Annotated in this window: 11 protein-coding genes and 1 tRNA gene; 5 read left to right on the forward strand and 7 right to left on the reverse strand. The window is 61.8% G+C overall.

Annotated features, from left to right (window positions below; translation table 11 throughout):
- The first annotated feature begins 8 nt into the window (after positions 1-8).
- The 3 genes from paaE to HH303_RS00200 all read left to right on the forward strand — a co-directional run bounded on the left by paaE (position 9) and on the right by HH303_RS00200 (position 2,519).
- Positions 9-1,103 (forward strand): 1,2-phenylacetyl-CoA epoxidase subunit PaaE, encoded by a 1,095-nt coding sequence (gene paaE, locus HH303_RS00190; RefSeq protein ID WP_169623197.1) that lies wholly within the window; start codon positions 9-11, stop codon positions 1,101-1,103.
- A gap of 67 nt (positions 1,104-1,170) precedes the next feature.
- A complete protein-coding gene (locus tag HH303_RS00195) occupies positions 1,171-1,791 on the forward strand; it encodes a CDP-alcohol phosphatidyltransferase family protein (protein ID WP_169623198.1) in 621 nt (206 codons plus the stop codon).
- Between the two features lie 2 nt (positions 1,792-1,793).
- Positions 1,794-2,519 carry an SOS response-associated peptidase gene (locus HH303_RS00200; protein ID WP_169623199.1) on the forward strand — a complete coding sequence of 242 codons (726 nt, stop codon included), beginning with the start codon at positions 1,794-1,796 and terminating at the stop codon, positions 2,517-2,519.
- A gap of 98 nt (positions 2,520-2,617) precedes the next feature.
- Here the strand turns inward: HH303_RS00200 and HH303_RS00205 are convergent, their stop codons facing one another.
- Complete coding sequence (locus HH303_RS00205) at positions 2,618-3,397, reverse strand: creatininase family protein (protein WP_169623200.1); 780 nt, start codon at positions 3,395-3,397, stop codon at positions 2,618-2,620.
- A 130-nt stretch (positions 3,398-3,527) separates the two neighbouring features.
- Between HH303_RS00205 and HH303_RS00210 the strand changes: the two genes are divergently transcribed.
- Positions 3,528-4,070 (forward strand): hypothetical protein, encoded by a 543-nt coding sequence (locus HH303_RS00210; RefSeq protein ID WP_169623201.1) that lies wholly within the window; start codon positions 3,528-3,530, stop codon positions 4,068-4,070.
- A 3-nt stretch (positions 4,071-4,073) separates the two neighbouring features.
- Here the strand turns inward: HH303_RS00210 and HH303_RS00215 are convergent, their stop codons facing one another.
- The 3 genes from HH303_RS00215 to HH303_RS00225 all read right to left on the reverse strand — a co-directional run bounded on the left by HH303_RS00215 (position 4,074) and on the right by HH303_RS00225 (position 6,580).
- Complete coding sequence (locus tag HH303_RS00215; protein ID WP_169623202.1) at positions 4,074-4,955, reverse strand: phosphate/phosphite/phosphonate ABC transporter substrate-binding protein; 882 nt, start codon at positions 4,953-4,955, stop codon at positions 4,074-4,076.
- The gene (murA, locus tag HH303_RS00220) at positions 4,894-6,168 is read right to left on the reverse strand and encodes a UDP-N-acetylglucosamine 1-carboxyvinyltransferase (RefSeq protein ID WP_169623203.1); all 1,275 of its coding nucleotides are present in this window, start codon (positions 6,166-6,168) and stop codon (positions 4,894-4,896) included. Before murA ends, HH303_RS00215 begins: the two co-directional genes overlap by 62 nt.
- Before the next feature lie 190 nt (positions 6,169-6,358).
- Positions 6,359-6,580: a hypothetical protein gene (locus HH303_RS00225; RefSeq protein WP_169623162.1), complete on the reverse strand. Its 222-nt coding sequence runs from the start codon at positions 6,578-6,580 to the stop codon at positions 6,359-6,361.
- A 115-nt stretch (positions 6,581-6,695) separates the two neighbouring features.
- Between HH303_RS00225 and HH303_RS00230 the strand changes: the two genes are divergently transcribed.
- Positions 6,696-6,770, forward strand: a tRNA-Thr gene (locus HH303_RS00230).
- Between the two features lie 44 nt (positions 6,771-6,814).
- Here HH303_RS00230 and HH303_RS00235 read toward each other — a convergent pair.
- The 3 genes from HH303_RS00235 to HH303_RS00245 all read right to left on the reverse strand — a co-directional run bounded on the left by HH303_RS00235 (position 6,815) and on the right by HH303_RS00245 (position 13,038).
- A complete protein-coding gene (locus HH303_RS00235; RefSeq protein WP_169623204.1) occupies positions 6,815-8,242 on the reverse strand; it encodes an AMP-binding protein in 1,428 nt (475 codons plus the stop codon).
- A 124-nt stretch (positions 8,243-8,366) separates the two neighbouring features.
- Complete coding sequence (locus HH303_RS00240) at positions 8,367-9,491, reverse strand: response regulator (protein ID WP_169623205.1); 1,125 nt, start codon at positions 9,489-9,491, stop codon at positions 8,367-8,369.
- Positions 9,492-9,540: 49 nt separating this feature from the next.
- Entirely contained in the window at positions 9,541-13,038 is a 3,498-nt protein-coding gene (locus tag HH303_RS00245) for a response regulator (RefSeq protein ID WP_169623206.1), read from the reverse strand.
- Between the last annotated feature and the right edge of the window lie 220 nt (positions 13,039-13,258).

Below are 13,258 nucleotides of genomic sequence, written 5' to 3' on the forward strand. Positions count from 1 at the left end.
GGATCAACGTGGCCGGTTTTCATTCGCTCGAAATTGCCGAAGTCCGTCGTGAAACGGACGATTCCGTGTCCATCGGCTTCACCGTGCCGGAAGACCTGCGCGACGCCTTCCGCTTCCTACCCGGTCAGTATCTGACCCTGCGCACCATGATCGACGGGGAAGAAGTCCGCCGCAGCTATTCCATCTGTAGCGGCGTCAACGACAACGACCTGCGCGTCGCCGTGAAGCAGATCGCCGACGGTCGATTTTCCACCTTCGCCAACAGCAAACTGGCGAAGGGCGACCGCATCGACGTCATGGCCCCCGAAGGCCGCTTCACCGCGCCGATCGACCCGGCCCATGCGAAGAATTACCTGATGATCGCGGCGGGCAGCGGCATCACGCCGATCCTGTCCCTGATCAAAAGCTATCTGGCCGGAGAACCGAACAGCTCCGTGACCCTGATCTACGGTAACCGCAATGCCGGTTCCATCCTGTTCCTGGAGGAGTTGCAGGGCGTGAAGGATCACTATCCGACGCGGTTCAGCATGATCAACGTCCTGTCGCGGCAACCGCGCGAGGTCCCGTTGCTGAACGGTCGTATCGATGCGGATAAATGCCGGTCCCTGTTCGCCGGACCGGTCGACCCGACCCATGCGGATGAGGTCTTTTTGTGCGGCCCGCAAGGCATGGTCGACGACGCCCGCGCCGCCCTGGAAGAGGCCGGCGTCGATCCGAAGAAAGTCCATATGGAGTTGTTCACCCCGGCGGATGGCAGCGTGGCGGCGGCGAAGGCGCGTGAGGACCGTGCGGCGACGATGAGCGAGGCCGACCGCGCGAAACTGCGCCATGTGACGGTGATTTTCGATGGGATTGAAAGCGAACTCGACATCGCCTCCGACGGCGAAACGATCCTGGACGCAGCGTCGGAAAATCGTGCGGACCTGCCTTTCTCCTGCAAGGGCGGCATGTGTTGCACCTGCCGGTGCAAGGTCCTGGAGGGCGAGGTCGCGATGGACGTGAACTATGCCCTCACCCCGGAAGAGGTGGAGGCCGGATTCGTCCTGTCTTGCCAGTCGCATCCGATGACCGACCGCGTCGTGGTGGATTTCGATATCAAGTGACCGTCACGCGCCTGTGACCGTGACGCCTCTTGCCTGACGCGGGCGGGGGACACATCATCGCGGGGTTATGTTCGATGCCCGTCTTCGCCCCCTGATCGACCCGCCTCTCGCCTGGATGGCCAGGGGGCTTGTCCGCTATCGGATCAACGCCAATCAGGTGACCCTCCTGGGGGCGGTGCCGGGCTTCGCGGCGGCGGTCTGCATCGGATTTGAACTCTATCTCACCGGACTGGTCCTGATCCTGCTGAACCGTCTGTCGGACGGATTGGACGGCGCGGTGGCCCGTCAGACGAGGGCGACCGACTTCGGCGGGTATCTGGATATCGTCTTGGATTTCCTGTTCTACGCCGTGATCCCCCTGGGATTCGCGGTCGCCCATCCCGAAGTGAACGCCCTGCCCGCCGCCGTCCTGATTGCCAGTTTCATCGGCACGGGCAGCAGTTTCCTCGCCTATGCCATCGTCGCCGCGAAGCGGGGTATCTCCACCGAAATCCGGGGGAAGAAGAGTTTCTATCATCTGGGGGGCCTGACGGAGGGGACGGAGACCATCGCCTTCCTGGTCCTGTGCTGCCTTCTGCCGAACCACTTCCCGGTCTTGGCCTATGGGTTTGCCGCGCTATGCTGTGTCACGACGGCGACGCGGATCGCCGCCGCCTACCAAACTTTCACGAATGGGGAAGCCAGTTAGACATGTGCGGTCGTTTCGCCCTGACCCTGCCGGTCGACCGGCTTCGGGAACTGTTCGGCTTTCGTCAATTGCCGAACCTGACGGAACGCTGGAACATCGCGCCGACCCAGGCCGTTCTTGCGGTGCGTCAGGAACCGGACGGCCCGGCGGCCTTTCCCGCTCGCTGGGGCCTGATCCCGAGTTGGTCAAAGGATCCCTCCATAGGCGCCAAACTGATCAATGCCCGCGCCGAAACGGTGCGGGAGAAACCGTCCTTCAAGACCGCTTTTCAACGGCGCCGCTGCCTGATCCCGGCCGATAGCTTCTACGAATGGAAGACCCTTCACGGCATCAAGCAGCCCTACCGCATCCGGTTCGAGGACGATGGCCCCTTCGCTTTCGCGGGTCTCTGGGAACGCTGGTTGGGGGCGGACGGATCGGATGTCGATACCTGCAGTATCGTCACCACGGATGCGAACGAAATCCTGTCCCCGCTGCACCACCGCATGCCGGTCATCCTGGATTCGAACGGATTCCAAACCTGGCTGACCGGCCCGCAGAATGACGCCGCCGATCTGATGCGCCCTTATCAAGGCCCGCGCCGTCTGACCTACTATCCGATTTCGCGAAAGCTGAACGACGTGCGCAATGATGACGCATCCGTCTGGGAGGAAGCTCCCCTGCCGATGGAACCGGAACCAGCCGCACAGCCGAAGAAGCTGGCGGACGACCAACTGTCGCTGTTTTGACTAGCCTCGTCACCCTGGCGAAGGCCAGGGTCCATAGCGACGGGGACTGTTGAGCGGGCATCCCTGGATCCTGACCTTCGCCAGGATGACAAGAATGCTTAGGGGGCTATCCGGTCGAATTCGGATAGGAAGGCCGCAAAATTTTCCGCGGCCTTGTCCAGCAGTGCAGAGCCGGTTTCCGCCGTCGCCGCTGCGGCATTCCCCGACGCGCCGTCCGCGTTCAAATCCTGCATCAACCAGCCCAGCTTGACCGGCTTGCCGCCGACACCGACGAAACGGTTCTCCTTCGCCCAATCCTCGCCTTTCGATGGGAAGTTTTGGGCCTTATCCATACGCACGCGATCTTCGGCCAGCGCTAACATCGCCGCCGTTTCCGCGTGTCCCCCGTGAATGCCGTGGGTCAGTTCGTGCAGGTCCAGATGCTTGTCCTGTTCGGCCAACGTGAACCAGGATGTATGCGCCGTCAGCATCCCGAAGCGGGCGCGCAGATCGCGGGCGACGATGTCCATGGTCGACACATTGCCGCCATGCCCGTTGAAGATCACGAATTTCCGGATTCCCGCCTTCGCGACCCCCTCCCCGATATCCATCCAAAGACGGATCAAGGTTTCCGCCGACAGGCTCAACGTGCCGGGAAAGGCCTCGTGCTCCACGCTACGGCCAATCGGCTGAAGCGGCAGAACCAGGACGGTCAGGTCCGGGTCGATCTTCGGCATTGCCCGCGCCAGAACGCCGGACGCCAGGTCGCTGTCCACCGACAGGGGCAGATGCGGCCCATGTTGTTCCGTCGCGCCGACCGGCAAAACGGCAATCGCCCGCCCGGTATCGAGCGCGCGAAAATCCTCCACCGTCAGGTCTGACCAATATCCTATCGTCATGGGCGGGAGTGTGGCGTCCACGCCGCCAAGCTTCAAGCGTAACCGTGAGACGGTCGCCACCTTTCAAACACGGCTTGAATGCGTTACGCCTGTGGCATCGCACATCCATTCAGTTCAGAAGGAGGCCCCGATGCGGCGTCGCCTATCCCTTGCCGGTCTGTCCCTCGTCGCCCTAACGGTTTTCGCCGGTCCCGCGTCCGCGGAATCCGGCACCGTGTCAGTCCCCCTACCCGCACCGGCGGATTGTGGGACCGATACGGCCCTGACCTTCGTGCGCAAGCATCTGCACCCAGCTAGCCATATGGGGTCCATGATGATCCGCATCGCCTCCCTGACGCCGAACTATAAGGAAGCGCTGGCAAAAGCCAAAGAGGAGGGGTTTGAGGAAGAAGCCTCCAAACATTTTATCGGTGCATTGCGAGAAAGCGTTCAGCGGCACCTGCCGATTTGGGAATGTAACCTGTCGGAAACCTATGCGACCTTCCTGACGGACGCCCAATTGGCATCGATTATGGAAAGCGGGGACAGTTCTCCCGAATTTGAAAAGATGACCGCCGCGATGGGCAAGATCGACGAGAAGATGAAGACCCTGTCGGAAGACATGATGAAGGCCGCGCTCGCCGATTTCATCAACGACGCCTACACCTTCGCAATGGAATACAAAAAGCCGTAAGGATCAGCGCAGGTCCGGATAACCTGCCGCCGCCGCATCCGCCTTCCAATCCAGCACGGTTTGATAGGTGGAAAAATCCGCCGGCGTGAATCCGCCAATCAGCAAGGCGTGCCGAACGGATGCCAGCGACGGATCGGCTGCCGCGGCCGCAAGGGCTTGAAACAGCAGTGCCCGCACCGCCTCCGGCGCATCGATCCGCGTCGCATAGGGCAGCGACGGCGCGTAATCCGTATTGCCGATAACGCGAAGGCGCTGGGTCAGGGCAGACCGTTCCCGCGACAACAAAGCCCAGGTCACTGCGTCGACGGCCGCGATATCGGCCTTGCCTTCCGCCACCGCTTGCGCCGATGCGGCATGCCCGCCCGTCCACAAAACCCGACCGAAGAATCGACCATCCGTTGCAAGAGGAGCCACGCAATGGCGCAAGGCGTTCATGCCGGAATGGGAATTCCGATTATTCGCCGCCGCAACCTTTCCCCGCGCATCCTCCAAGCGATGCAACGGACCGTCGGTTCGGACGATCAGAACGCTGGAATAGGTCGCACCCCGGCAACCGTCGCACCGATAGATTGGAGTCGCCACGGGCCGCAAGCAATCCGACAGTTCCGTCATCAGCGGATAACCGCAGGTCTGCGTCAATAGGATATGCGGATCGCGCCACAGCGCCTCCGCATCCTCCGCCCGCGTCAGGACTTGGGGCACGTCATCCAGGCCCACGACCCGCATATGGCGCGCGATCCCGGTCCACCACGCATCCGTCGCCTGCCGCAGTTCCGGAAGATCGTATTGCGGCAGGGACGCGATCCGGTCCGGCATGTGGCGATTACCCGGCAACCCGTTCGATCTGAGCGCCACAGGCGGCAAGCTTGCGGTCCAATCGCTCATAGCCGCGATCCAGGTGATAGATACGGTTCACCATGGTTTCGCCCTGGGCCGCCAGCCCGGCAATGACCAGCGCGACGGAGGCGCGAAGGTCCGTCGCCATGACCGGTGCCCCGGTCAGGCGCGGCACGCCCCGCACCATCGCGGACCGACCATGCAAATTGATATTCGCCCCCATGCGCATCAGTTCCGGCACATGCATGAAACGGTTCTCGAAAATCGTTTCGGTCAACATGGACGCGCCCTGCGCCGTCACCATCAGGGCCATCATCTGGGCCTGCAGATCGGTCGGGAAGCCCGGATAGGGTTCCGTCATGACGTCGGTGCCGACCAACGCGCCGCAGCGAATCCGCATGCCGTTCGGCACATGATCGACGATCACGCCCGCCGCCGCCATGGAGGCGATGGCCGCGCCCAGTGTTTCCGGCAATGCTCCGACGAGCACCGCATCCCCGCGCGTCGCCGCGACGGCCATGGCATAGGTACCGGTTTCGATCCGGTCCGGCATGACGGTGTGGGTGGCGCCCGACAGACTGTCCACGCCTTCGATTTCGATCGTATCGCTGCCCGCGCCGCTAATTCGCGCGCCCATCGCGATCAGGCAATTGGCAAGATCGACGATTTCCGGTTCCCGCGCCGCATTGACCAGACGGGTCGTGCCCTTGGCCAGCGTCGCCGCCATGATCAGGTTTTCCGTCGCACCGACTGAAACGAAGGGGAACGTCACCTCCGCCCCGATCAGTCCGTTCGGCGCGGCCGCCACGATATAACCGCCATCCAGGTCGATTTCCGCGCCCAACTGCTGCAATCCCTTGAGGTGCAGATCGACCGGCCGCGTGCCAATGGCGCAGCCGCCGGGCAGTGAGACCCGCGCCTTCCCATGCTTCGCCAGCAACGGGCCCAGGACCAGCACACCCGCGCGCATCTTCCGCACGATGTCGTAATCCGCCAGGGTGCTGTTCAGGCTGCCGCCGCCGAGAGTCAGACGCTGTGGCGCGTCTTCGCCCTCCGGCTCCGCGAAGGTCACGCCCACGCCCATGCTTTCCAGCAATTGCGCCGTCGTGCGAATGTCCGCCAGGCGCGGGACGTTTTCCAGGACCAGATCGCCGTCGGTCAGGATCGACGTGCACATCAGCTTCAGGGCGGAGTTTTTAGCGCCGCCGATTCTGATTTCGCCCTTCAGGGGCGTGCCGCCCACAATTCGTATCTTGTCCATACCGCTCGTCTTTCCGGCACCCTCCGCAGAGAGCCCTACCGGGTTCGTACCAACTGTGTCGAGATAAGCATTATCGAGATCGTGCGGCGACATAAATCCTCACAAAAACCATGGTATCGGCCCGGCCCCGCGCCGTCGGCCCCTCAGGCGCGGACGATGGCGGTGGACTGGGGCGTTGGTACGACGCTGTCTAGGCTTTTTCGGGTCCGGAATCGGACGGCGTTTCACCTTCGGGAAGAATAGACGATTCGTCTCCGGTCATCTCTGCTGTCGCGTCAGGTTCTTCCTCGGGAGTCGCCTGCTTGCGCGCGCGCTGCTGCGCCTTGCGCCGCTGCAGATTCGCACGCAGGCGTTCGGCCTGCCGTTCGGCCCGCGCCCGCTCGCTGTCGCTGAGGTTCCGGTCTTTCGTCATGCCCCGGAAATGCCGTCCGTCCGGCGCGGAGTCAAGGCCGTGAAAAAGAGCGGACAGAGGCGCTTGCACATCCCCCGCCCCTATGCCATAAGCGCGCCGCTCGCAACGACGCGACGCTGCCGTAGCTCAGGGGTAGAGCACTCCCTTGGTAAGGGAGAGGCCCGGGGTTCAATTCCCCGCGGCAGCACCATCGAAAACCCTCGGGAGACCGAGGGTTTTCGCATTTTCGCATCGTCACTTGGATTTCGTTGGACGCGCCAGGGCGGCGGAGACGAACTGTCGGATTTCCTCCCGGCGGAGCTTTCCGCTTTGCGTGCGCGGCAGGTCCTCCCGTTGGAAGAACTTGGCGGTCGTCACCTGGGGGATTTCGGTCAGGATGGATCGGACCGCCACTTCCATCGTCATACCGGGATCGAGAACAAGAACAAAGATCGTGCCGATCGTCGCCTCCTTACCGAAGAGGGACACGATACACGCATCGCGAATTCCGGGTAGCGCGATCACGCGCGCCTCCAATACCTCCGGCGCCATCTTGATGCCGGATAGGTTCAAAACGTCGTCGGCCCGCCCCATGACCTGCAGACGACCCGGCGCGGTGAGGCGTCCGATATCGCCGGTCAAGAACCATTCCCCATCGAATCGACGCGCGTCTTCCGGGTATGGATCAAGATAGCCGGTCAGATTACCCGGACCTGCGGATCGGATACGGCCCACCACCCCCATCGGCAGAACCCGGTTGTCGTCGTCGACGATTTCGACCCGGACATCCGCGTCGATAACACCGTCGCCATTCTCATCCATGACCGCGATGGTCCCGGTCTCATTGGTTCCGTACAGCTCCATCAAGTCGATCTTGTTCGCGAGACCGGCGACGGCACGGCGCTGCGCGGCCGGGACGCGTCCACCGACAGCCATAATCGTCAGATGCGGTACGGCGGAACCGGTCATGTCCTTTCCGGATATCGACATCAAATCCAGAGGCACACAGACCGCATGGGTAATCGCGCGCTCCCGAATGACGGTCGAAAACGGTCTGTCCCTGTCGAAGACCACTGTCGCCCCGGCACGCAGGCACGACATTGTGGTCAGGTGGGTCGCCTGAAAGGTGAACGTCCCGCGCAGCAGCATCCGCGTTGCGGCATCGATGGTGTTCCGGCTGCCGTTGCGATGGGTCTTATGCTCGCTTTGTCCGTAGGTTCGAAGTGTCGCGCGCGGAGTTCCGGTCGTCCCCGAACTGCTGGCGAGGCGATGGGGCATCTCTGGCCGCCAGGGGACGGGCACGCCGCGGTCGAAAGCGCCGAGCCCCCGCCACCATGCCTCATCCGCGATCACTATCGGACGGTTGACGGGAGTATCAGGCGGCCTCATCGCAATCACCGCATCGCTTTGCATTATCAATCCGGCGGATGCGGAATCGCCGATGCCGAGGATACTGCCGCTGCACAGGCCCAGCCCTTCCAGCGCCAATGTCAGGACGACGTGCCGGTAAACGTCCCCCCATTCCACGACAACGCGCTGATGGTCGGTGAGCGGCCCCTGTAACGCCGACATCGCCCGCAGGACATCCACCTGCAATTGCCCATACGAGTAGTGACGTTCCCCGACCTCAATCGCGGTCCGGGCCTTTTCGACGGCGGCTATCAGGTCAAGGGTTCGCGACATCCTACGGTCCGGTAAAGTCCGCTGCGCCGGACGGCGATGCGGGGTCACCTGATCGTATCGCAGTTCACCCCGGCCCGCCGACCTTTATCGCGAGGGGAACCATAAGGCAGAGCCGAGTGGCGGATCAGACCAGTTCCGCCAGTTCCTCATCCGTATCGGCGAAGGCGGCGGCGATTTCATCGAAACGGTCTGCAATTTCCGCGAATGCGTCGACAATCCGCGGGTCGAAATGCCCGCCGCGTCCTTCCAGAATCAGGGAAACAGCCTTTTCATGCGGGAAAGCGGGCTTGTAAACCCGTTTGGAGATCAATGCGTCATAGACATCCGCCACGGCCATCAAGCGGCCGGACACTGGAATGTCGTCCCCCTTCAACCCGAATGGATAGCCAGACCCGTCCCATTTTTCATGGTGGTATTGCGAAATTTCCCGCGCATAGCGCAGGAAGGAACTGTCCTTCTCATCCAACCCCTCTTCCGCCGCGCTGATCGCTTCCGCGCCCAGGGTCGGATGGGTTTTCATGATCTCGAACTCATCCGGCGTCAGCTTACCGGGTTTCAGCAGGATGCTGTCCGGAATGCCGACCTTGCCGATATCGTGCAGGGGCGCGGATTTATAGAGGAGTTCTACCGCTTCGGGCGTCAGTTCCGATGCGAAATCGGGATGGGTGCTCAAATGCTCCGCCAAAGCGCGCACGTAGTTCTGTGTACGGCGGATATGGTTGCCCGTTTCGTTGTCGCGGGTTTCCGCGAGCGACGCCATGGCGACAATGGTCACTTCCTTGATGCGTTCGATATCGCGTGTCCGGGCCTGAACCTCGCTTTCCAGCCAATCCGCCTTGTCGCGCAATAGGTCGGCATGCGTTTTGACGATCAGGTGATTGCGCACGCGCGCCTGAACCAGGGGCGGGTTCACCGGCTTTGTGATGAAATCGACCGCCCCCAGTTCCAAACCGACCCGTTCGTCTTCCGGATCGGTCCGGGCGGTCAGGAAGATAATGGGGATGTCCTTGGTCGCCGGATCGGCCTTCAACCGTCGACAGACCTCATACCCGTCCATACCCGGCATCATGACGTCGAGAAGGATCATATCGGGCCCGGAATCGCCCGCCGCGATGCGCAGGGCCTTCTCGCCGTTCGTCGCAACCTTCACACGGTAGTCGTCGCGCAGTAGATCGCTCATCAACGATAAATTTTCCGGCGTATCGTCCACGACCAGAATAGTGGCCGTTCGACCATTCGCATTTACCATCCCACACCACTCCTAAGCTCCAAGCGTCCGGCTTCCATAAACCGACGCCTTAGGCATATTTTTGAACGAGACTGAGTGCTTCCTCGAACTCGAATTTTTCCGTCAGGGCAATGGCCGCCTTCGCGTCCGTATCGCCCATGACACCGCGCAGCGCGGACCGGTTCGACCGTGCCCATTCCGCCGCTTCCGCGTCGTCGTCCTCCAACAGCGCGATAAACCGCGCCATAACTTCGGCGATATCGGCATTGGGCGCATGATTGCTGTCGCCATCCGTGTCGGTTGCCGCCGCGGCATCCGGTTCGGGTTCGGATTCCGCAAGTTCAATCGTAATCGCGGCTGTCAACTGTTCCGCCGCCCCCAGCACGGCGACCACGTCATCTTCCAGTGCCTCGACCGATAGGCTGGAACCGGCACGCGCCTCCAGCATCCCGGCCAATTCGGCGAGTTCGATTGCCCCCAGAGTCGCGGCCAGCCCCTTCAACGTGTGGGCTTCCCGTTCCAGCGTTGTCGAATCCGGATCCCCCAGACCCGCGCGGAAGGATGCTTCCATGCGCGGCCAGCCTTCACAGAACCGCTTCAACGCCGCCCGATAACGATCGACCCGACCGCCAAGACAGGCCAAACCACGCCCCGTGTTCAAGCCCGGCACGGTTACGCCGACACCGGATTCGTCCACGGGGTGGTCTGTGGTGTCCGCCCGGATATGAACAGGCCGAGCGTCCCCCGCCTGTCGGTGGCAGAAAAACGCAAGTGTTCTGAAAAAGACGTCGACATCGATGGGCTTGCCCAGATGTTCGTTCATCCCCGCGTCTAGGAAGCGCTGACGGTCACCCGCCATCACATTGGCGGTCATGGCGATGATCGGCAGGCTGTCGAACCGTTCGTCCTTGCGTAGGATCTTGGTCGCGGCGACGCCGTCCAGAACCGGCATCTGCCCATCCATCAGCACAACATCGAAGGGTTCTTCCTGAATACGGTCCACGGCCTGACGTCCATCCGAAACGATCGTGACCATCGCACCTGTGTCTTGCAACAGCTCCGCGATGATTTCCTGATTCGTTTCATTGTCTTCGGCCAGCAGGATACGCTTGCCGCTCAAGTCCGGTGCCTGCGGAATCGCCGAGGGGGCGGCATCGGACAGCGTCCGGGGGTGTCCCACGCGTTCGCCGTTCAGCAGCCGCACAACGACATCATAGAGAACCGACGGGCTGACCGGCTTCACAAGGACCGTATCGATTTCGCAGTCCTTCGCATTGTGCAACAGTTCTTCCTGACCGTAAGCCGTGACCATCACCAAGCCCGGCACGGCGCGCGGGGAAAGCGACCGGATTCGGCGTGCGACCTCGCAACCGTCCATTTCCGGCATGCGCCAGTCGAGAAAAACCAAGGCATGCGGAGATCCGGAATCGGAGGCCGAGCGGAACAATTCCAGCGCCTGAGGACCGGACTCGGCCATATCGACCGTCAGTCCCATGTCTTGGAGCATATTCGCCAGGATCGTGCGCGCACTTTCGTTATTGTCGACCACAAGCACCCGGTCGCCGATCGCCCGGGCACGGTTATCCCAAATCGAGCGCTGCTTTTCGTCCTTCGCGAACGGAGCCTCGAACCAGAAGACGCTGCCTTCGCCATAAGCGCTTTCCAGGCCGACCTCGCCGCCCATCAGGCTCGCCAGGTTCTTGGTGATCGCCAGCCCCAGACCGGTACCGCCGTATTCCCGCGTCGTCGTGACATCCGCCTGATGGAACGACTGGAACAGTTTCTGCTGCTGTTCCTGGGTCAGGCCGATTCCGGTATCGCGCACCGCGAAACGCAGCCGTACTGTCGTTTCATCGTCGGTCACGACCCGTACGGTAAGCGCGACCTCCCCTTTTTCGGTGAACTTCACGGCATTGTTGGCGTAGTTGGTCAGGATCTGACCCAACCGCAACGGATCGCCGACCAGCGACAACCGCACATCCGGCGCGATGTCCAAGAGGAATTCCAGATTCTTCGCCGCTGCCTTCTGCATCACGATATCGGCAACATCGCGCAGGACCTTTTCCAGATCGAAAGGCGTGTGTTCGATTTCCAGCTTCCCGGCTTCGATCTTGGAATAGTCCAGGATGTCGTTGACGATGGCCAAAAGGCTTTTGCTCGCGCGGCTGATCTTATCGACAAAACCCGCCTGCCGTCCGTTCAGACTGGTCGTCCGCAATAAATGCGTCATGCCGACAATGGCATTCAGCGGTGTGCGGATTTCATGGCTCATATTCGCCAGGAAGGCGGATTTCGCCTCATTCGCCGCATCCGCCATATGACGCGCGTCGATCAGGGCTTCCTCGATCTTCTTGCGCGCTGTGATATCGCGCAGCACCCCGGTGAAAAGGACCGTGCCGTCGATCGGTGTTTCCGACACGGACAGGTCCAGGGGAATCAGCGTGCCGTCACGATGCCGACCTGTGACCTCTCGCCCGATACCAATGATATGGGCCTCCCGCGTTTTACGGTACCGGTTGATGAAACCGTCATGTTCGCTGTTGGAGATACCGTTGGTCAGCATGGCGACATTCTGGCCCAGCATTTCGTCCGCCGAATAACCGAACATACGTTCCGCGCTGCGGCTCCATTGTTGGATGCAGCCATTGCTGTCGATCACGACGATCGCTTCCACGACAGTATCGAAAATCGCCTGCAGCCGGGCCTGACCGGCACGGGCGGCGTGTTCCGCCGCCTTGCGCTGCACGACTTCTTCCTCCAGCGACCGCGCGGTTTCCTTCTGCCGGGCGGCGAAGGACGCGGCGATAACGCCGACCGCCAGGGCCAACGTGCCCAGCCCCACAAACAAGGCCAGGACCTCGGCGGGCAGGTCCTGCGTCGGCTGCGACGTCGCCTGGACCGGGTAGAAGACGGCGGCCTGCATCGCGACATAATGCATGGTCGCGACCGCCGCCCCCAGAAAGACAGAGGCAATCACCCGGCGCCAAATGGCCTGATGTTCGCTGCCTTCCTGTTCGATGGATGCGACGCGCAGCGCGATATAGGACAGCGCGACGGCCGCCACGACAGAAATCCCCACCGTCACCGGGTCGTAGATCAGCATCGCGGGCATCCGCATCGCGGCCATGCCCATGTAATGCATCGTGCCGATCCCGGCCCCCATCAGAACCGACCCGGCGAGAAGCCGCGTCTGACGCCGCAAGTCCGACCGCCCGATCACGACCAGCGCCGTCAAGCTGGCCAGAATACCGGGGATGATTGAAATGGACGTGGTCAGGAAATCATAGGAAACGCCGCATGGCAGGGTGAAGGCCAGCATGCCCACGAAATGCATGCCCCAGATGGACCCGCCGAACCCCAGTGCCCCGGAAAACTTCCAAAGCAACTCATTGACGGTATCGCCTTTCCGCACCGCCTGAGACCGGACGAGACCGGAAAGTCCCGCCCAGGCGCCGCCGATCGCGATAATCACCGAAAGGACGACAAGTTCGGGACTGTAGAAACCGAGGAGAGGGATCAGATCACCCGGAATCTCGACGAAACCGTCGAAGTACATGCTCAAATACATTGTGGACCGCACCCTCTCATATCTGCCTCAAATTATATGACCTAAACTCGAGAGTTTGCCAGCCTTGAGCTGAGAGATTTCGAGTGTTTCTAATCCGCCTTCGTTAAAAGAAACTTTACGGTTCCTATGATTTGAGAGGTTCTTTCAGGATCGGCGTCGGAAAGAACTGGCCGGGCGGCACACGCTTGTTAGAATGCAGCCCCATCGCACCTGTGACAGC

The organism is Pacificispira spongiicola (assembly GCF_012926505.1).
GTDB lineage: Bacteria > Pseudomonadota > Alphaproteobacteria > UBA8366 > Aestuariispiraceae > Pacificispira > Pacificispira spongiicola.